Consider the following 19,659-nt stretch of genomic DNA (forward strand, 5'->3'; position numbering starts at 1 on the left):
GTGGTAATAATTTTTACCACAAGCATACTTCAGGGATAAAAATTTATGTCATCACTGTTCAGCGCTACCTCTTCAGGCGGTTGGTTTGAAAAAGCCCAACGCTTTGGCAAGTCGTTTATGTTGCCTATTGCCGTCTTACCCGCCGCCGGTTTGCTGCTGGGCATTGGCGGTGCCCTTTCCAATCCTAATACCGTTAAGGCTTACCCTTTTCTCGATGTCGCCTGGTTACAAGGCGTTTTCACCATCATGGCGAGTGCCGGTTCCGTGGTGTTCGCCAACCTGGCGGTGCTGTTTGCGGTTGGCGTCGCAGTCGGGCTAGCGAAAAGTGACAAAGGCACCGCGGGGCTTGCCTCTCTTCTGGCCTATCTGGTGATGAATGCCACCATCAATGCGCTGCTGACGCTGACCGGCGTGCTGGCGCAGGACAATCTCAGCGCGGTGGGACAAGGAATGGCGCTCGGCATTCAGACACTGGAGACCGGCGTGTTTGGCGGCGTGGTTATCGGGCTGGTGACCGCCATGCTGCATAACCGCTACAACAAGATTGCCCTGCCGCAGTTCCTCGGCTTCTTTGGCGGTTCGCGCTTCGTGCCGATCATCAGCTCGTTCGTCGCTATTCTGGTGGGTGCGGCGATGACCATCGTCTGGCCGCATTTCCAGAAGTTGATTTTTGGCCTTGGCGGCTTAGTTGATGCCACCGGCTATTTTGGCACCTTTATCTACGGCTTCGTGCTGCGCATGCTCGGCCCGTTCGGCCTGCATCACATCTTTTATCTGCCGTTCTGGACCACCGCGCTCGGTGGCAGCGAAGTGATCAATGGGCAGTTGGTGGAAGGCACGCAGCGCATCTTCTTTGCCCAGCTTGCCGATCCCGCTACCCAGCAATTTTACGTTGGCACGTCGCGCTTTATGTCGGGGCGCTTTATCACCATGATGTTTGGCCTGATTGGCGCATGTCTGGCGATGTATCACACCGCCAAACCGGAAAACCGCCAACGCGTCGCCGGCTTGTTGCTCTCTGCGGCGCTGACCTCCTTCCTGACCGGCATCACTGAACCGATCGAGTTCTCATTCCTGTTTGTCGCGCCGGTGCTGTATGTCATTCACGCGCTGTTCGATGGCCTGGCATTTATGATCGCCCACATCCTGCACATCACCATTGGCCAAACTTTCTCCGGCGGATTGATCGATTTCATCCTGTTCGGCGTGTTGCAGGGCGAAGCCAAAACCCATTGGTGGTACATCCCGCTGGTCGGCGTGCCGTGGTTCCTGCTCTATTACTTCACCTTCCGCCTGCTGATTACCCGCTTCAATTTCAAAACGCCGGGCCGTGAAGATGCGCAGCTTGAAAGCGCGCCGATGGTGGCCGGCGAGCGTCCGCAACAGGTGATCGCTGCACTGGGTGGCAAAGAGAACATTAGCGAACTGGATTGCTGCGCGACGCGCTTGCGTATCACGCTCATTGATAGCAGCAAACTGGATGAGGTCGGATTGAAAGCCACTGGCGCACGCGCCGTGATCCAACGTGGCAAAGGCGTACAGGTCATTTACGGCCCGCACGTCACCATTATCAAAAATGAAGTAGAGGAGTTACTTGCGCTATGAAAGCACCGATGCTGGTACAGATTAAAGGAAAACTGGTGGTTTCGTGTCAGGCTCTGGAAGATGAGCCGCTACACAGCCCTTTTATTATGTCGCGCATGGCATTAGCCGCGATGGAAGGTGGCGCAGCGGCGATTCGCGCCAACAGCCTGATCGACGTGCAGCAGATTATGCAAACCGTGGATCTGCCGATTATCGCCATCATCAAACGCGATTATCCCGGCAGCGATGTCTACATCACCGCCACCTTACGCGAAGTGGATGAGTTGATGGTTGCCAATCCAGCGATGATGGCGCTGGATGCCACGCTGCATGCACGCCCCGGCGAGTTGCAGCTGCCAGAATTGGTGGCGGCGATTCGTCAGCGCTATCCGCAGTTACTGTTGATGGCCGACATTGCGACGGTAGAAGAGGCGCGTCAGGCCTCGCAGCTAGGCTTTGATTGTATCGGCACCACGCTGCACGGTTACACCGAGGAAACACAAGGCTGTTATTTGGCGGCCGATGATTGCCGTTTCCTGCGCGAGGTGCTGGCAGCGGTAACCGTGCCGGTGATTGCCGAGGGGAATGTTGAATCACCAGAAATGGCGGCGCATTGCCTGGCGTTGGGCGCGCACGCGGTGGTGGTGGGCGGCGCGATTACCCGCCCACAGCAGATTACCCGCCGCTTTGTGAATGCCATCAGTGAATAACCATAAGGTGCCCATCACTGGGCACCTTAACGGGTTACTGCGTGGTTTTCTCATTCACCACGGCGGCAACTTCAGACGGTGCCATCTGATTTAGATCTTTATACAGACTTGCCATATACAGCACGATAACAAGTGAGAAAGGCAATCCACACAGCACTACCGCGGTTTGCATCGCACTGAAGCTGCCCGCATACAGTAAACCGGCACACACCAACGTGGTGACGCATGCCCAGAAGATACGCAGCCATGCCGGTGCATCGTCGCTCACGCCGCCGCCTTTGCTTGATAGATTGGCAATCATCAGCGTGCCGGAATCCACTGGCGTCAGGAACAGCACGAAGCTGATGAGGATGGTGAATCCGGCGACCAACTGGGTAAACGGCAGATACTCAAACAGTTTGAACACGGCCATCGGCGGATCGCTCAGCGCCACCTGGCCAAGAATGGCATGACCGCCCTCCAGCACCAGACTGATCGCAGTATTACCAAACAGCGACAGCCATGCGAGAGTAAAGCCGAGCGGAATCAACAGCACACCGAAGATCAATTCGCGAATCGTACGGCCTTTGGAAATACGCGCGATGAACAGACCAACAAAGGGCGCCCAGGCAACCCACCACGCCCAGTAGAACAGCGTCCAGGCGCCCTGCCACTGGCGCGCTTTACCATACAGGTAGAGATTGAAGCTCTTGCCGACAATCGAAGTCAGATAATCGCCGACGTTTTGCATCATGCCGTTGACCAACGTCATCGTCGGTCCGGCAACGAACACAAACAGCAACAGCAGGCAAAGAAAACCGACGTTGATGTTGGATAACATCGCAATCCCTTTCTCTACTCCGGTCACTGCCGCCAGCGTCGCCACGACCATCATCAGCACGATTAATATCATCAACACGTTAGTGTTTTGCGGAATGTGGAAGAGATAGTTGAGGCCGGAGTTCACCAGCAGCGCGCCGATGCCGAGGTTGGTCACCATCGAGATCACCGTCACCAGGATGCCAAAGCTATCAACCAAATGCCCAATCCAGCCATGAATCCGCTTACCAAACAGCGGATAGAGCGCGGAACGCAAGGCGAGCGGTAGATCGCGGCGATAGGCAAACCACGCCAGCGCCGTGGCGATTAAGGCGTATAGCGCCCAGCCATGCAGGCCCCAATGTAAGAAGGTAATCGCCATCGCCTGACGCGCCGCTTCAACCGTTCCACCTTGACCTTCCGGCGGTTGCAGGAAATGGTCGAGCGGTTCATAAGCACCGTAATAGACCAGCGCGATACCAATGCCCGCCGAGAACAGCATGGCGACCCACGAGGCATAGCCAAACTGCGGTTTTTCATCGTCATGGCCGAGTTTGAGTTGACCAAAGCGGGATAACGCCAGCCAGAAAACAAACACCATACACACCACCATTAGCAGCATGTAATACCAGCCAAACATATCCGCCACCCAGAGTTGGGCGTGGTTTAGCCATTTCTGACTCGCCGAGGGATACAGCACGATCATAAAGGCCAGCACCAGAATCACGCTGGCTGAACTCAGAAACACCGCGAAGTTAACGCGGATTGGTTCTTCTTCTACTTTGATGGGGCTATGACTCTTCACTGTCATGGTTCTCTTCCTGGTACAGGTAAACAGCGGTTCCGGATGGCAACATATAGTTAACATTCGACCACATTTATTTGACATTTATGCAGCATAAAGTACATTGATTGAACGTTCAATCAATCAATAAACATTCCAATAAAAACAAGCGGAGTCTTGACGGTGCGCAAAGAAATTCCCGAAAAACGCAAAGAGCAGCTGATTAACGCCGCATTTGAAACCATCGGCGACATAGGGCTGGCGGGAATCACCCTGTCGCAGGTGGCCAGGGAGGCCGGCATGTCTACCGGTATCGTCAGTCATTACTTCGGTGACAAAGAGGGATTGTTAAACGCCACCATGCGCAAGATCCTGCGCGATCTGCGCGATGGCATTGCGGAATGCCGGGCCAACGCCCCCAGGCAAGATGTTCGCGCGCAGCTTTTTGCCATCATCGATGCCAACTTCCATCCCAGCCAAACCAGCGCCAATTCAATGCGCGCCTGGCTCGACTTTTGGGCCGCGAGTATGCACAACAGCGAACTGCGCCGCCTGCAACGCCTTAACGATCGGCGTCTTTACTCGAATATTTGCTGGCAGTTTCGCCAGGTGATGTCGCCAGAGCTGGCGCGCAAATCGGCACGTGGACTGGCGGCGTTGATTGATGGCCTGTGGCTGCGCGGCAGTCTGACCGGAAAGGATTTTGATGTAGAGCAGGCATGTTCGATCGCCCGCGACTATGTCGAGGAAAAACTGGCAATGCTGCCAGTTGCGTAACAAAAGAGCCAAAAGCTAAGGAACAGACAAGAATGGCAAAGTATCCCCTACAACAACTCTACATTGATGGTCAGTTGACCGATGCCAGTGGCAAAGAGACGTTTGAAACCATCAACCCCGCCAACGGCGAGGTGCTGGCACAGGTACAACGTGCCACGCAAGCCGACGTCGAACGTGCGGTAGCCAGTGCTGAGCGCGGCCAGCGTATCTGGGCGGCAATGACCGCCACCGAGCGCTCGCGCATTCTGCTGCGAGCCGTTGCTATCCTGCGTGAACGCAATGACGAGCTGGCGGAGCTGGAAACCCTCGATACCGGCAAACCCTACTCTGAAACCTCCGCCGTGGATATCGTCACCGGCGCCGATGTGCTGGAGTATTACGCCGGACTGGCGACCATCATCGAGGGTGAACAGTATCCACTGCGCGACACCAGCTTCTTCTATACACGTCGTGAGCCGCTGGGCGTAACGGCGGGTATCGGCGCGTGGAACTATCCGATTCAGATCGCGCTGTGGAAATCTGCACCGGCGCTGGCTGCCGGCAACGCAATGGTCTTCAAGCCAAGCGAAGTCACGCCGCTCAGCGTGTTGAAACTGGCCGAAATTTACACCGAAGCCGGCCTGCCAGACGGCGTATTTAACGTGGTACAAGGCGCCGGACGTGAAGTGGGCCAATGGCTGACCGAACATCCGCGCATTGCGAAGATCTCGTTCACGGGCGGCATCGAAACCGGCAAAAAAGTGATGGCGAGTGCGGCAGGATCAACGCTTAAAGACGTGACCATGGAGCTGGGCGGCAAATCCCCGCTGCTGATTTTACCGGATGCCGATATTGAGCAAGCCGCAGATATCGCCATGATGGCGAACTTCTACAGCTCCGGCCAGGTGTGCACCAACGGTACACGCGTCTTCGTGCATCGTTCGCAAAAAACGGCGCTGGAACAAGCGCTGCTGGTGCGCGCTCAACGTATCCGTCTCGGTCAGCCAATGGATGCCGATACAAATTTTGGTCCGCTGGTGAGCTTCGCGCATATGGAAAATGTCCTGCGCTACATCGAACTCGGTAAGCAGGAAGGCGCTAACGTCCTGATTGGCGGTGCGCGCGAAACGCAGGGTGCCTACGCGCAAGGCGCATGGGTACAGCCGACCATTTTCACCGATTGCGAAGATCATCACACCATCGTCAAAGAGGAGATCTTTGGCCCGGTGATGAGCATCCTGACCTATGACGACCAAGAGGAAGTGATTCGCCGCGCGAATGATACGCACTTTGGCCTGGCGGCGGGTGTGGTAACCCGAGATCTGGCCACCGCACACCGCGTGATCCACCGCCTTGAAGCGGGCATCTGCTGGATCAATAGCTGGGGCGAATCACCGGCGCAAATGCCGGTTGGCGGTTATAAGCAATCCGGTGTTGGCCGCGAAAACGGTATTTCAACCCTTGCCCATTACACCCGTATCAAATCTATCCAGGTTGAACTGAACCCGTTCAGCTCCGTGTTTTAATCGAAGGAACGCATGATGAGCATCACCAGGGAGTATGACTACATTATTATTGGTGCCGGTTCAGCCGGTAACGTGCTGGCCACGCGCCTGACCGAGGACGCGAACGTCAGCGTGCTGTTATTAGAGGCCGGTGGCCCGGATTACCGTCAGGATTTCCGCACGCAAATGCCTGCGGCCCTCGCCTTCCCTTTGCAGGGACGCCGCTATAACTGGGCGTATCAGACCGATCCTGAACCGCATATGAATAATCGTCGCATGGAGTGCGGACGCGGCAAAGGACTTGGCGGTTCGTCGCTGATCAACGGCATGTGCTACATCCGTGGCAATGCAATGGATTACGATAACTGGGCGAAGCAACCGGGTCTGGAAAACTGGAGCTATCTCGACTGCCTGCCCTACTTCAAAGCCGCAGAGCGCCGCGATATTGGTGGCAATGATTATCATGGCGATTGTGGCCCTGTAAGCGTAACCACCCCTAAATCCGACAATAACGTGCTGTTCCACGCGATGGTGGAAGCCGGCGTGCAGGCGGGCTATCCGCGTACCGATGATCTGAACGGTTATCAGCAGGAAGGGTTTGGTCCGATGGACAGAACGGTGACGCCGAAAGGCCGTCGCGCCAGTACTGCGCGCGGCTATCTCGATCAGGCCCGTTCACGTCCCAACCTGACGATAGAAGTGCACGCGCTGACCGACCGCATTGTGTTTGATAACAAGCGCGCCTGTGGCGTCAAATGGCTGCAAAAAGAGGTGCCGCATGAGGCGCGTGCGCGTCGTGAAGTGCTGCTGTGCGCGGGAGCGATCGCCTCACCTCAGGTGTTGCAGCGTTCGGGCGTAGGTCCAGCGGACTTATTGAAAAGTCTGGATATTCCGTTGGTTCACCACCTGCCGGGCGTGGGCGCCAACCTGCAGGATCACCTGGAAATGTATCTGCAATATGAGTGTAAGCAGCCGGTTTCACTGGCGCCTGCGCTTAAACTGCACAATCAACCTGCGATTGGTGCCGAATGGCTATTTAATGGCAGCGGTATCGGTGCCAGTAATCAGTTTGAAGCGGGTGGATTTATTCGTTCTGACGAAGAGTTCGAGTGGCCGAATATTCAATATCACTTCCTGCCGGTAGCGATTAATTACAACGGCTCGAACCCGATTAAAACGCACAGCTTCCAGGCGCACGTCGGTTCAATGCGATCGCCCAGCCGTGGACGCGTTCACGTCACGTCGAAAGATCCTAACGCGCATCCGAGCATCTTGTTCAACTACATGTCGGACGATCAGGATTGGCGTGAATTCCGCGCAGCGATTCGTCTTACCCGTGAAATTATCGCTCAGCGTGCCCTGGATCCGTTCCGTGGCCGCGAGATATCGCCGGGTTTGGCGGTACAAAGTGACGAAGAGCTGGATAAATTCGTGCGCGAACACGCAGAAACCGCTTATCACCCGTCGTGCTCGAATGCCATGGGCTATCACGACATGGCCGTGGTGGGTAATGACGGTAAAGTGCATGGCGTTGAAGCTCTGCGCGTGGTGGATGCCTCGATCATGCCGCAAATCACTACCGGTAACTTAAACGCGCCGACCATAATGATCGCCGAAAAAATTGCCGATATGATTCGTGGTCGTCCTGCTTTACCGCGCGTAACAGTGCCTTACTACGTTGCCAATGGCGCGCCGGTGCGCTGCCAGCCGCAGTAATCAAATCAAGCTGAAAGGGTTCATTGAATATGAACCCTTTTTTCTGCGGATTGGTCCGCCTTCCACGTAAAAAAACCAACCACTCAAGGTTATCCACAATCCCCGTGCGTAGAGTCGACGTTATCCTGTGGATAAAACTCGCATCACTGCATACAGCGCTCGTTGCACGCATGCGGTCATTTTTCGCACGATTCATTAATCAGAGGGAGGATGCCCGACCAACTTTGCCCATGGCAAAAACGTTGATTGCCGCGAGCACCGCCGCTGCCACAAAGGCGCTGGCGAAGCCTCCGGGCAGCCAGGCCATGAATGCCGCGAGAAACTGACCAGAGAAGATTGCCATCGATAAACGTGCCAGGTGGCGCCCCCTTGCGTGTGGCTGGCTGATGTTCACCGTCATATGATTAACCAGCGGAATCGACAAGCCGAACCCCATCCCCAGCAATATACCGCCCGGAATAAACAGCACCATGTTAGGAGCCGCGGCAAACTCCAGATGCGCCAGCAGATAACAGACAAATGCCATCACTAACGTCGTATAACTGCCGAATCGCTGCGCGACATCCGGCATGATCGCCGCCGCCAGCACCGCCACCAACGAAACAAACGAGAGAAAATAACCAATGTGCGCGGCATCAATCCCCATCATGGCAAAGCGCTGCGGCAGCATAATGACGGCGGTAAAAAAGCACATCATCGAACAGAGCGCGGCCAGCAACACCGGGCGCAGTTGGCGATCGCTGTTCTGCGCTGAATGATTAATCTCCAGAGAAGCTGGCGGCTGCGGCGGACGCGGCACGGTGATCACCACCATTAGCAACATCAGCCAGGCAAAAAGATAGAGAAAATAGGGCCAGCGCCAGCTAATGGAAGCCAGAATGCCGCCCAGAAAAAGAAACAGTACGCCGCCTAACTCTATGGCCATGCCCTGCCGCGCCATCATCGCTAAGCGAGTCTCTCCCGCGTAGAAACTGGCAATCAGGCTGGTGCCCGCCGCCATCACGACCGCCGTGGCGCCTCCCAGCAGTAAACGGTCGATAACTTGCAGCCCTGCGCCTGGTAACCACGCGCCGGCGACACCGAGCAAGCCATAACAGAGCAATCCGATCAGCAAAAGCGTATAAGCGCCCCAGCGATCGATGGCGCGGCCCGCGAACGGACCCGCCAGCACCACGCCGAGTGAAGGGAGTGTGACCAGCCAGTTGGCCATATTACTGACGCCAAGCTGTGCGGCGATTTCGCTAAGGCCGGGCACGATGACACATCCCACCATAATCGTCAGGCAGCTGACCGCCAGCAGCGAAAAGGCGCCGGTTCGTTTAATGGATGACACACACTCTCCTGATGTCCGAATAATGGACATAAAACCAAATAATGGACACCAGTGTTGGAGGAATTGCTAGCGCTGTCAATCACCGCACCGCAACATGCTATAGTGATGCCAGCTAAAATCGCGCGGAATGATAAAAAATGAGTGTGGAAACAGAGAGTAATGGATCACAAGTTATTGCGCGCGCTGCAACCATTCTGCGGGCGCTGGAAGATCGTCCGGCGGGATTATCGATCGCCGCGTTAGCGAAGATCACCGACCTGCCGCGCACTACTGTGCATCGGCTGGTGTCTTCATTGATCGCGCAGCAGCTTTTATTGCAGGATAGCGACGGCATCAAACTCGGCCCGGCACTGGCGCGTCTTGCCGCCTCAGCACATACCGATATTATTACGCTGTCGCAGCCAGCGATGGCGACGCTGGGACGCCGCACACGCGAAACGGTTGACCTCTGCGTCTGGCGCGGCACGCATACCGTGCTGGTGAGTCAGGTGGTTTCGGATCAGGAGTTGCGCGTGGCGTCGCCGGTCAGCACCGCATTTCCTTCGCACTGCGCGGCGCATGGCAAAGCATTACTGGCGGAGCAAGCAGAAGATACGCTGCAGGCGCTGCTGCCACAGTTGCAGGAGGTTCGAACCGGGAAGACGATGCAGGATCGTAAGCTGCTGCTTAAAGAGATAGCGATTATCCGCCAGCAGGGTTATGCGGTTGATCGCGAAGAACATGCACGCGGAGTGTGCGGCATCAGCGTGGCGCTGCAAACCGGCGTCGGCGAGCGCTATGCCTTAGCCATTGCCGCACCGGCATTACGTTTTGATGAGCAGTTTGCGCATTTACTGGCTGCACTGCTACAAGCAAAAGCGGAAATTGAGGCGCTGCTGGCGCGTTAAATCGAATCTTCTTTTTCAATCACCAGAACGCGTGCTTCTCCCTGCGGATGTGCCACATGCTCAGTACCGATGCTGGCGTAAAAGATGTCGCCCGTATTGAGCAGCACTTTCTTCACGTCACCGCTTTCGCGGTAATGCATTTCCACCGCACCATCCAGCACCGCGAAGACCTCTTCGCCATCATTGATATGCCATTTGTAGGGTTGATTCGTCCAGTGTAAGCGCACGCTGGTGCCGGCGAAGTTAGCGATGTCTAAGGCTTGCCAGGCTTTGGGCGGGGTGAAATTTTTAGTGATGATGGTTTTCATGCGATGTCCGATTAAGTAAGTGCTGCGTTGATGATACACACAGTATTGAGCTGTCGCGGGACACACGCAGACCATTTACGGACATTCAGAAACAGCAAAGCCGCCCGTAGGCGGCCTTAACACAACTACTTGTGTAGCTAACTTATTTGTACAGCTCTGCAGTCATGTGTACGCGGTTGTTGGTGTTAGCTTCAGTAATTTTGTACTGAGCGCCCTGCTCTTGTGCCTGAGCAGCAATTTTGGCTTCTGCACCGTCAAGGGTAGAAGACTCAACGGATACGCTCTGTGCAAAGCTGGCAGCAGACATCATTGAAAGAGCAGCAACAGCGGCGATAGACAGTGTTTTGATGGTTTTCATGGTCATAATCCTTAGTGGTTTAAATAAGAAGGCTGTGTGCCTTCGATGGAAACAATAATAACCCTAGTTATCGTTTCAAGATTAACCATTAGTGCGATCACGATAACTTACGTAACTATACGCTTAGATGGGTTTCATATACAAAAAAGGCCGCCCGTAGGCGACCTGTTCTGGCATATCCGTATGCAACCATCCGTTATTTGTAAAGTTCAGCAGTCATATGCACAACATTACCGTTGCTGGCTTCCAAAATTTTGTACTGCTCGCCATTCTGTTTAGCCTGCGCAGCAATTTTAGCTTCAGCACCATCAAGAGTAAGTGAAGTGGCTGAAACAGTTTGTGCGAAGCTAGCAGCAGACATCAGTGAAAGAGCAGCGGCAGCAGCGATAGTCAGTGTTTTAATCGTTTTCATGGTCATATTCCTTTGGTTGTTTGATGTGAAAGCTGTGCGCCTTCGATGGAAACAATAATAACCATTGAAACTATTACCAGATTAACTATTAGTGCGATCACAGTTAATCAGCTAACTATAACTATGCCAAATCCAGCTTGGCGATCACTTTTTGTATCTCTGCCACATCCGCCGCCGCCAGCGAGCGCAACGGTCGCGGTAAACAATTCATCTCAGTTAATCCCAGGATGCCCGCTGCCGCGGCGATGACGCGCAAACTGCCGCCGTGTCGGGTAAATAGCGCCCAAAGCGGATCCAGACGCTGCGCCTGGGCAGCAACGGCCGCGAAATCTCCAGTCATCGCAGCATCAGCCAATGCTTTGGCGGTACGCGGGAACAGTCCACCACATACCGAATACCACAGGTCGCAACCGGCGATCAGACCGGGTCCCGCAAACGCATCGCCGCTGACGCCAATCGTGACGCTGGCGGGTAATTGAGCGCGCAGCGACTTTACACGTTGCGTGGCGGCGGCAATATCTGCCGGTACGCCTGGAATTTTGATTGAGGCGATATTGGGCAGCGTAGCGATTCGCGCATGCAGCGCATCGGAAAACACAACGTGGGTGGTACCAGGATTGTCGTAAATGCAGATCGGCAGCGAAACCTGTCGCGTGACATCCTGATAAAGCCCAAACACCTCTTCATCACTGAGTTTCTGGTAAGAAAGCGCCGGTAATAATAACGCGCTGGCACCGGCCTGCTGCGCATCATCTGCCAGTCGCAACACTTCATCTGTGCTCATCGCGCCAATGCTCACCATCACCGGAATATTATCCGCATGCTGCACCGCCAGCGTCGCAATACGCTTGCGCTGTTCACGCGTGAAATAGGCATAACTGCCGGTTGAACCCAGCACGCCGAGCGAATCCACTTTCGCATCGGTTAAGCGTTTGAGGATGTTGAGAAACGCTTTTTCGTCAATACCTGAAGCATTCAGCGGAGTTAGTGGAAACGCACTCAGTCCTGTAAACATAGCCAGCGCCTTATAGAGAGATAAAAGTGAGAAAAATCATATCCAGCAAGGTTATAAGCCATCAGAAACAAAAATGCCCTCTTCCGAGGGCATGATTTTACGCTGAAACTAAAATCTTATTTCAGGGCGATACGTGCAATCTGATCCTGGCCTTTGGTTGAGGAGTCTTTGTTGAACTCCGCTTTCAACGTGACATACAACGTATTGTTATCTGGGCCAATCAGCAGGCTGTTTGGATTATTATCAAACGACCAGCTGTTTTTCACTGCGTAAGTTGTCGCATCGAGCTGCAACACTTTCTTCGATTCGCGCTGGCTGATGTAGATCTCATTACGCTTGGCGTTGAACTTGATACCCAGCGCATCACCTTCAATACGTTTAATCACTTTGCCGGTGCGCTCATCAAACACCAGCGTAGCTTTGCCTTTGGAATCGTCGGTGACAAACAGACGACCGGTTGCAGGATCTTCCGCCATATTCAGGAACAGGTACTCTTTGCCGTCGCCTGCAGTCCAGCGCTTCTCAATCTTGTGGTTACGTGGATTGATCACCAGAATCTCGCCCGCGCCGTTGGTGGCGTAAATGCGCTCAGTCAGCGGTGAATAGATGATGCCGGTTACCCATTTGCCCGCATTCTGGATGGTGGCCTTCAGCTTGAAGGTTTTCACGTCAACTACCGAGATATAACCCGGATCGGCCACGCGACCAACGTACAGCTCATTGCCATGCCACAGCACTTCACGTGCGCCTGCTGGATATCCTTCTTTATCTTTCTTGCCCGGGAAGACTAAACGTTCGAGCACTTTGCCGCTGTTCGCATCCACTTTTGAGATCGCGCCGTCCAGTGAGTTGGTGGTGTAGAACACGCTACCTTGCTCATCAATCGCGGTGCCGAAGTTTTTCAGATCGGTATGCGTTACGCCCTTCGTCTCTAATGAAGTGGGGTCGAGACGATAAATCACGCCACCGTTGACGTCTTTAAAGCTCTGCGCGCTGGCAACGTATAACGCTTTCGCAGCTGGCGAGTACGCCATTTCATACAGGCCATCGCCTAAAGTGCGTTGGGTCAGCGCAGTATCAACCGGCTTAGCGGTGGCGGCTGGCGCTTCGGCTTTTTTAGCAGGGGCCTGGCATGCGGTCAGGCTGCATGCGGCGACGATTGCAGCGGCAACGGCGGCTTTGCGCGGGCTAAATAACGATTTCATGCTCAACTCCATCAATGGATGAACGGCTCCGTTACGCGTCTACGCGCACGGAAGAATACAAGAAGAATGAGAATCATACGCATTAGCATGAACTTAGCAACTTTCTCGACGCTTTAAGCTGTCCTGCGTTATTTCATGCGCAGGCTAACGCCCTTTCTCAACCAATTTTTGCGCTAAAACTTCCTGTATTTGCCAGCAATATAATGAAAACGTGAGTTATTAACGGGTTATATCTACGCATATCTTATTGATATAATTCATGTTTACATATTATTACAATTACAAATGAAACCTTCCGAGATTCTTTAAAGCAAATGATTATCATTGGCCTTCTCATTAAATGCGTAGTGGCATCTTACGCGACCTTCCTTCTGCCCTCTTAGGCTGATGCGTAAGGACGCACACCATAAAAAACTGAAGCGAATCAGCTTCATATAACTTGCGTTATCTACAGGAATTTTTATGTCAGGCATCAGGAAAACCTTCACCGTCTCCATGCTGGCTATGGCGATTCATGCCCTGCTTAATCCAGCATTGGCGCAGGCCGCAGCCAGCAGCAGCGAGAATCAGCAAGATTTAGTGGTCGATGCCTCCGCCGCTGGCGAGGGTGATAACAATGAAAAACAGGATTACGCAGTGAAAACCACGCGAGCCGGCACCAAAATGCTGCTGACTCCGCGTGATGTTCCGCAATCGTTGAGCGTGGTAACGCAGCAGCGTATGCAGGATCAGAATCTGCAATCGGTAAACGATGTGCTGACCAATGCCACCGGCATCTCCACCAATCTGATCGACAGCGAACGTTCGGAATACTATTCACGCGGCTTTAGGGTCAGCAACTTCTCTTTCGACGGCATCCCAACCTCGGTCAATGACACCTGGAATTACGGTGATGCCGCGTCTGATACCGCGATTTACGATCGGATTGAGATCGTGCGCGGCGCCACCGGTTTGATGAGCGGCGCGGGAAGCCCGTCAGCCTCGATCAACATGGTACGCAAACACGCCGACAGCAAAACCTTTACCGGCAGCGTAAGCGCCAGCTATGGCAGCTGGAATAAACAGCGTTACGTTGCCGATCTCTCGGCACCGCTGAATCAGGATGGTAGCTTACGCGGGCGCGTAGTAACCGGTTATAGCGATGAAGACAGCTGGCTTGACCGCTACCATAAAACCAAAAAATTCCTTTACGGCGTGATAGATGCCGACATCACCGAGCACACCACGCTGTCGCTGGGCTACGACTACGAAGATGCCAACACCGGCAATCCTACGTGGGGCGGCTTGCCGATGTTCTATAGCAACAACGCCACCACGCATTACGATCGCAGCCTCAACTCCGCGGCAAACTGGGCGCGCTACAACACCAATTCACGCAAAGTGTTCGCCGACATCGATCATAACTTTGATAACGGTTGGAACATTCACGTCAATGGCACGCACGCGGAAAACACCTTCAACGATAAGTTGCTGTATGTGATGGGCAGTGCCGATCAGGATAGCGGTGCAGGCACCACCGGTTACGGCAGCATGGATCGCGGCAAACGTCAGATGGACTCCTTCGACGGTTACGCCAGCGGCCCGTTTGAACTGCTTGGTCGCCAGCATCAGTTGATGGCGGGCGTCAGCTACAGTCGCCAGCATAACGCGACCTACAGCCAGGATGGCGTTACCGATCTGGAAAACTATGACATCGCCACAGGCGATATGGGCATTTTCAATAACAGCTGGAACGGCAATATCGCCGAGCCACAGTGGCAAGGTTGGTACCAGAATGCGGACGATACTATCCGCCAGAAATCGGCCTACACCGCCGCGCGTTTCTCGCTGGCCGATCCGTTGTCGCTGATTATTGGCGCGCGCTATACGCAGTGGAGCACCAACGGCAGCAGCGGCAACATGACCAAAAACAACACCACGCCATACGCCGGGTTGGTGTATGACATCAACGACACCTGGTCAGCGTACGGCAGCTATACCTCGGTCTTCCTGCCACAAACTTATCGCGATACCAGCGGCAAATATCTGTCGCCGGTCACCGGTAAAAGCTATGAAACCGGCCTGAAATCCGCCTGGTATGATGGTCGTTTAACGGCAACGATGGCGATATTCCGTATCGAACAGGATAACGTCGGTGAGGCGATTAATGGCGTCTACCTGAGCGGCAACGAACAGGCTTATGCGCCGGCAAAAGGTGCGGTGAGTAAAGGTGCGGAGTTTGAGCTAAACGGTGCGCTAACGGATAATCTGCAGCTCACTTTTGGTGCGACTCGCTACGTGGCGCGTGATAAAGATGGCCGTTTCAACAGTTATCAGCCGCAAACTTCCTTCAAACTGTTTACGCGTTATCAACTGCCGATGTTGCCGGATCTCACGGTCGGCGGCGGCCTGAACTGGCAGAATCGCGTGTTTGAAGATACCACCAATGCCAGCGGCGATACCGTACGCGTTTATCAAGGCAGTATTCCACTGGCATCACTGTTTGCGCGTTATCAGGTCACTAAACAGGTGGCGGTACAAGCAAACGTGGATAACCTGTTTGACCGCGAATATTACAGCTACATGAACAGCTACGTTTATGGCGCGCCGCGCAGCTACTCAGTCAGCGTTTCGTATCAGTTCTGATCATCCGGGTCGCCATGAATGGCAACCCTACAGGCGTTATAGCGATGATAATTCACGAATAGGCATTGCTGCTGCAGCGCGGGTGTTGAGGCGACATCCCAACCCGCTGAGCGAGAGAGGGATTCCAGGGCGAGCCGCAGGGATGCGGCGAGAGGCTGCGCTGAGCAGGAGCGAATCGCCGCCGGTCCGTCAGGAATCGCGAGAGAGCGAAGGCACCGCGAAGCGGCGGGATGGGCTGGCGCAGGGCCCGGGAGTGCAGAGGGCGCGGCCAGGCGTCCTCTGCTCGGTCGCCGCACGGCATGACTGAAACTGCCTCAGCCGATGGCGAACGAAAGTCGCTCAGCGCTTAACTGATCGGCATTACGCCATAAATGGCGACCCAATTCCCGGAGGTGCGCATTAATGCGCACCTCGATTCAGACTTTGTTTTTATAATTGAAACTAATCTGAGAGTTCTGTTCTTTCGGCAAGCGTCGTGCCTCTAAATAAACCGATTTCCAGTACGGATTATTTAACGATGAGCGCATAACGCCCTGGCTTACTGACGCATGCAGGAACTGATGATCGGTGTCATAAAAGCCGACGTGCAGCTCGCGTTTAATACGGAAGAAGACTAAATCGCCGGGCTGTAAATGCGCTTGATCCACCGGCTTGCCCATGGCAATTAACTCTTTGGTGGTGACGCGATCCATTGGAATATTGAAGCGATCTTTTAGCGTGCGCCAGACAAATCCGGAGCAATCAACACCGGTTAATTGCGTGCCGCCCCACTGATATTTGGTCCCTTCCCACGAATGCATCTGATCGTGCAGCGCGGCAATCACCGGAATTAAATCGGGCTGCTTGCCGCCCTCTGCCGAGGTATCAACGCTCTCTTCAGCAGGCACATGCGAAGACTTAGAAGAACAACCGGCCAGGGTGAAAATAAACAGGCAGGCGATAACTTTGCTGGCGGCAGAATTGATCATGTGTCGGTGTTTTCGCTGAGGGAAACTGGGATGAGTGATTTATACCGTAAAGAAGTTGCAGAAATAAATAGCCTCGCGCTGAAATCTTTTAATTGCCGCTTGGTTTTACCTAAGTTTACGCTTCGGTAACATCTTGTATTTGAGTTAAAAATCTATTTTCCACACTGCTAATTTTTTGTGCAGGAGAATATTTGTTCTCCTGCACAGAATGGCATCACTTTCGGCTTACAACTGTAAGTTTAATACTTGCCGGAGAAATTCGCGCTAATACGCTGGGCCAGATAATCCTGCGCGGAAATAGGCGGATATTTTTTCTCCGGTCCCTCAATAATGACATCTTCATTGGCCTGGCAGAAAAATGCCAGGCTGTAGCGCGCCGGCACCGATTCTCCCGGCAGCGGATTACTAACGCGATGGAAATTTGACGGCAGTTTATCGTCACTCCAGCGCATTAACATATCGCCGATATTACAGGTGATTACGCCTTCGAGCGGCGGGATCGGCGTCCAGATTTGCTCCTCCATCTCTCTGCCCGGACACACCTGCAAACCGCCCTGCCCATCGCGCTGGAACAGCAACGTCAGGCAATCAAAATCGGTATGTGCACCGGCGCGCCACGGACCATCTGGCTCACCGCTGATGGCAAAATAATGCAGCATACGCAGCGTGCTTTGGTAGGTCTCGCGCGAAGGCTCATGCGCTTTAGCAAAGAAATCGTCGGGGAACCCTAGCTTCAGAGCAAAACATGAAAGCAAACGCATGCCGACTTCCCAGCACTGACGTTCAAACTGCAGCACATCGTGCTGGAAGTCGGGCAAAACGTCATCAGGCCATAAACCTTCCATACGCGGACGCGTTACCTGATATGACTCTTTTTGATCGGGTTTGCCGGTGGAAGGACGAATTTGTGCGCGATATTCCCAGCCCGCATTGCGGCGCAGCGGATGGCGAGCTTTAGCGCTTTGCGGCAACGCAAAAAAGCGTTCTGCATTAGCAAAGGCCGCAGTGATATCGTCGAGTGGAATGCCGTGTCCGGAAACCTGGAAAAAGCCAATTTCGGTGGCGGCCTGCCACAGTTGATCGGCAATTTCCGCTTTACGTTCGGCAAAATTGGAGAGATCGATGATGCGCACATCGCGCGCCGCCTCGATGCCGCGCGCGCCCATGCGCGATTCTTTGGTCAGTTCATGCATAGCAAAAGTGGTCTTTTCCATTAGTGCACCTCGTTATTGAGCAATAACGGATGACCTGCCAGCAAAAGGCGGTCATCCCCGCGCCTGGCGAATGCCACAGGCGATCGAGCAATGACCCACCGAATGAAACCACGGCTGACAGCTTCTACTCACTTTAAGCCAAGCAAAGCCTGTGCCAGCTCCACATGGCATGTGGAATCAATGAGTTGAATCCAGTGACGCGCCCCACCTGCACAAAACAAGTGCAAAAAGAGTTAGGATGCATCTTTAATGCGCAACGGTTGAGAGAAATGTGACTTTCTCGCCACTGTAAAGAGAATATATTCATAGAGTTACATGCATGGCATGCGCTTTGCTAAATCCCCACTGAGTATAAGCGGTCAGCGTGACATCAGATTCACGCAGGACATTGCTCTACAGCAATAGCTGTACCTCGTCAGGGGGCGGTGCTTTTTAGGCACCGTGATGCATGTCATACGCTGGCATCCCCTGATGACGACAACAAACTCAACGTTTATTGGGGGTTTTATGACAATGTCGCGTTTCCGTTTCTCTTTATTTATTGCGTTACTGAGCACTTCTGCACTGTCGCATGCCGCAGACAAACTGGTATTGCAAACCACCTGGGTCGCGCAGGCGGAGCAAGGCGGCTATTACCAGGCTGTTGCGACGGGCATCTATAAGAAATATGGGTTGGACGTTGAGGTGCGCTCCGGCGGCCCGCAGCTGAATAACATGACGCTGCTACTGGCGAATCGCGCCGATGTGATCGTCAGCTATGACCTGCAAGTGTTGCAGGGCGTTGAACGCCATTTCCCACTCAAAGCGATAGCCGCGCCGTTTCAGTTCGATCCGCAAGGCATTGTTACCCATGGCGATGTGAAGTCATTGGATCAGCTCAAGGGCAAAACCGTGCTGGTGTCAGCCAGTGGTCAAGCCAGCTGGTGGCCGTGGCTCAAAGGTAAATATCAGCTGCAGGATGGTCAGGCGCGCACTTATACCTTCAACATGCAACCTTTCCTCGCCGATAAAAACACCGCGCAGCAGGCTTACGCCACCTCTGAAGTTCAGCAAATCAAAGCCGTCCAGCCCGACAGCCAATTCTATCTGTTTGCCGATTATGGCTATCCGGCGTACGGCGGCATCCTGGTTACGCGTGACGATTTGCTGCAAACACAGCCCGACGTGATGAAGCGCTTTGTCACCGCATCGATGGAAGGCTGGAAATCTTACCTCGCCAATCCGGCGGCGGGTAATGCGCTGATCAAAAAAGAGAACCCGCAAATGACCGATGCCATTCTGGCCTTTGGCGTGTCACAAATGAAAGCGCTGCACCTGATTGACGGCGGCGATGCGGCGAAACAGGGGCTGGGCGTGATGACGGATAAACGTTGGCAGGCGACGCGTGACTTTATGGTCAACGCCGGTTTGTTGAAAGCCTCAACCGATTGGCAGAGTGCTTTTAGCACGCAGTTCGTCCCGGCAAAAACGGAGTGAGGTGA

The 19,659-nt window shown here is 54.0% G+C and carries 17 protein-coding genes; 8 read left to right on the forward strand and 9 right to left on the reverse strand.

What is annotated here, in order from left to right; genetic code table 11:
- Positions 1-45 precede the first annotated feature (45 nt).
- Together AC790_RS10135 and AC790_RS10140 are read left to right on the forward strand one after the other, a co-directional pair.
- On the forward strand, positions 46-1,605 hold the full coding sequence (locus AC790_RS10135) for a maltose/glucose-specific PTS transporter subunit IIC (protein ID WP_049851692.1): 1,560 nt from the start codon (positions 46-48) through the stop codon (positions 1,603-1,605).
- Positions 1,602-2,294: an N-acetylmannosamine-6-phosphate 2-epimerase gene (locus AC790_RS10140; protein WP_049851693.1), complete on the forward strand. Its 693-nt coding sequence runs from the start codon at positions 1,602-1,604 to the stop codon at positions 2,292-2,294. The genes AC790_RS10135 and AC790_RS10140 overlap by 4 nt, the downstream gene beginning before the upstream one ends.
- A 34-nt stretch (positions 2,295-2,328) precedes the next feature.
- Here the strand turns inward: AC790_RS10140 and AC790_RS10145 are convergent, their stop codons facing one another.
- Positions 2,329-3,903, reverse strand: coding sequence for a BCCT family transporter (locus tag AC790_RS10145; protein ID WP_049851694.1), 1,575 nt, complete (start codon positions 3,901-3,903; stop codon positions 2,329-2,331).
- Between the two features lie 156 nt (positions 3,904-4,059).
- Between AC790_RS10145 and betI the strand changes: the two genes are divergently transcribed.
- The 3 genes from betI to betA are packed head-to-tail and all read left to right on the forward strand — an operon-like array spanning position 4,060 to position 7,853.
- Complete coding sequence (betI, locus tag AC790_RS10150) at positions 4,060-4,653, forward strand: transcriptional regulator BetI (protein WP_007890147.1); 594 nt, start codon at positions 4,060-4,062, stop codon at positions 4,651-4,653.
- A gap of 32 nt (positions 4,654-4,685) precedes the next feature.
- Positions 4,686-6,158 (forward strand): betaine-aldehyde dehydrogenase, encoded by a 1,473-nt coding sequence (gene betB / locus AC790_RS10155; RefSeq protein WP_049851695.1) that lies wholly within the window; start codon positions 4,686-4,688, stop codon positions 6,156-6,158.
- 15 nt (positions 6,159-6,173) lie between these two features.
- Positions 6,174-7,853, forward strand: a complete 1,680-nt coding sequence (betA, locus tag AC790_RS10160) for a choline dehydrogenase (protein ID WP_049851696.1) — start codon at positions 6,174-6,176, stop codon at positions 7,851-7,853.
- Positions 7,854-8,052: 199 nt separating this feature from the next.
- On the opposite strand, the gene AC790_RS10165 is transcribed toward betA, so the two are convergent.
- The gene (locus AC790_RS10165; protein WP_072093417.1) at positions 8,053-9,186 is read right to left on the reverse strand and encodes an MFS transporter; all 1,134 of its coding nucleotides are present in this window, start codon (positions 9,184-9,186) and stop codon (positions 8,053-8,055) included.
- 137 nt (positions 9,187-9,323) lie between these two features.
- Here AC790_RS10165 and AC790_RS10170 point away from each other — a divergent pair, with 137 nt between their 5' ends.
- Positions 9,324-10,073, forward strand: coding sequence for an IclR family transcriptional regulator (locus AC790_RS10170; RefSeq protein ID WP_007890151.1), 750 nt, complete (start codon positions 9,324-9,326; stop codon positions 10,071-10,073).
- Here AC790_RS10170 and AC790_RS10175 read toward each other — a convergent pair.
- From AC790_RS10175 to AC790_RS10195, 5 genes are all read right to left on the reverse strand, one after another.
- Positions 10,070-10,381, reverse strand: a complete 312-nt coding sequence (locus AC790_RS10175) for a cupin domain-containing protein (RefSeq protein WP_007890152.1) — start codon at positions 10,379-10,381, stop codon at positions 10,070-10,072. The genes AC790_RS10170 and AC790_RS10175 overlap by 4 nt on opposite strands.
- A gap of 142 nt (positions 10,382-10,523) precedes the next feature.
- Positions 10,524-10,739 carry a YdgH/BhsA/McbA-like domain containing protein gene (locus AC790_RS10180; protein WP_007890153.1) on the reverse strand — a complete coding sequence of 72 codons (216 nt, stop codon included), beginning with the start codon at positions 10,737-10,739 and terminating at the stop codon, positions 10,524-10,526.
- A 196-nt stretch (positions 10,740-10,935) separates the two neighbouring features.
- Complete coding sequence (locus AC790_RS10185; RefSeq protein WP_007890154.1) at positions 10,936-11,151, reverse strand: YdgH/BhsA/McbA-like domain containing protein; 216 nt, start codon at positions 11,149-11,151, stop codon at positions 10,936-10,938.
- A 121-nt stretch (positions 11,152-11,272) separates the two neighbouring features.
- Positions 11,273-12,166, reverse strand: a complete 894-nt coding sequence (locus AC790_RS10190) for a dihydrodipicolinate synthase family protein (protein ID WP_049851698.1) — start codon at positions 12,164-12,166, stop codon at positions 11,273-11,275.
- Positions 12,167-12,282: 116 nt separating this feature from the next.
- Positions 12,283-13,371: a YncE family protein gene (locus tag AC790_RS10195; protein ID WP_049851699.1), complete on the reverse strand. Its 1,089-nt coding sequence runs from the start codon at positions 13,369-13,371 to the stop codon at positions 12,283-12,285.
- 462 nt (positions 13,372-13,833) lie between these two features.
- Here AC790_RS10195 and fhuE point away from each other — a divergent pair, with 462 nt between their 5' ends.
- Entirely contained in the window at positions 13,834-15,996 is a 2,163-nt protein-coding gene (gene fhuE / locus AC790_RS10200; protein ID WP_072093418.1) for a ferric-rhodotorulic acid/ferric-coprogen receptor FhuE, read from the forward strand.
- Positions 15,997-16,412: 416 nt separating this feature from the next.
- Here the strand turns inward: fhuE and AC790_RS10205 are convergent, their stop codons facing one another.
- The gene (locus AC790_RS10205; RefSeq protein WP_007889009.1) at positions 16,413-16,964 is read right to left on the reverse strand and encodes a C40 family peptidase; all 552 of its coding nucleotides are present in this window, start codon (positions 16,962-16,964) and stop codon (positions 16,413-16,415) included.
- A 239-nt stretch (positions 16,965-17,203) separates the two neighbouring features.
- Positions 17,204-18,178: an isopenicillin N synthase family oxygenase gene (locus tag AC790_RS10210; protein WP_007889007.1), complete on the reverse strand. Its 975-nt coding sequence runs from the start codon at positions 18,176-18,178 to the stop codon at positions 17,204-17,206.
- Between the two features lie 507 nt (positions 18,179-18,685).
- On the opposite strand from AC790_RS10210, the gene AC790_RS10215 reads away from it, so the two are divergent.
- Entirely contained in the window at positions 18,686-19,654 is a 969-nt protein-coding gene (locus AC790_RS10215) for an ABC transporter substrate-binding protein (protein ID WP_049851700.1), read from the forward strand.
- The last annotated feature ends 5 nt before the right edge of the window (positions 19,655-19,659 follow it).

The organism is Pantoea sp. RIT-PI-b, from assembly GCF_001187905.1.
In the GTDB taxonomy this organism is placed as follows: domain Bacteria; phylum Pseudomonadota; class Gammaproteobacteria; order Enterobacterales; family Enterobacteriaceae; genus Pantoea; species Pantoea nemavictus.

Coding starts and splice junctions, on each gene's coding strand:
- AC790_RS10135 (WP_049851692.1), top strand. CDS start 46: ATGTCATCACTGTTCAGCGCTACCTCTTCAGGCGGTTGGTTTGAAAAA.
- AC790_RS10140 (WP_049851693.1), top strand. CDS start 1,602: ATGAAAGCACCGATGCTGGTACAGATTAAAGGAAAACTGGTGGTTTCG.
- AC790_RS10145 (WP_049851694.1), bottom strand. CDS start 3,903: ATGACAGTGAAGAGTCATAGCCCCATCAAAGTAGAAGAAGAACCAATC.
- betB (WP_049851695.1), top strand. CDS start 4,686: ATGGCAAAGTATCCCCTACAACAACTCTACATTGATGGTCAGTTGACC.
- betA (WP_049851696.1), top strand. CDS start 6,174: ATGAGCATCACCAGGGAGTATGACTACATTATTATTGGTGCCGGTTCA.
- AC790_RS10170 (WP_007890151.1), top strand. CDS start 9,324: ATGAGTGTGGAAACAGAGAGTAATGGATCACAAGTTATTGCGCGCGCT.
- AC790_RS10175 (WP_007890152.1), bottom strand. CDS start 10,381: ATGAAAACCATCATCACTAAAAATTTCACCCCGCCCAAAGCCTGGCAA.
- AC790_RS10180 (WP_007890153.1), bottom strand. CDS start 10,739: ATGAAAACCATCAAAACACTGTCTATCGCCGCTGTTGCTGCTCTTTCA.
- AC790_RS10185 (WP_007890154.1), bottom strand. CDS start 11,151: ATGAAAACGATTAAAACACTGACTATCGCTGCTGCCGCTGCTCTTTCA.
- AC790_RS10190 (WP_049851698.1), bottom strand. CDS start 12,166: ATGTTTACAGGACTGAGTGCGTTTCCACTAACTCCGCTGAATGCTTCA.
- AC790_RS10195 (WP_049851699.1), bottom strand. CDS start 13,371: ATGAAATCGTTATTTAGCCCGCGCAAAGCCGCCGTTGCCGCTGCAATC.
- fhuE (WP_072093418.1), top strand. CDS start 13,834: ATGTCAGGCATCAGGAAAACCTTCACCGTCTCCATGCTGGCTATGGCG.
- AC790_RS10205 (WP_007889009.1), bottom strand. CDS start 16,964: ATGATCAATTCTGCCGCCAGCAAAGTTATCGCCTGCCTGTTTATTTTC.
- AC790_RS10210 (WP_007889007.1), bottom strand. CDS start 18,178: ATGGAAAAGACCACTTTTGCTATGCATGAACTGACCAAAGAATCGCGC.
- AC790_RS10215 (WP_049851700.1), top strand. CDS start 18,686: ATGACAATGTCGCGTTTCCGTTTCTCTTTATTTATTGCGTTACTGAGC.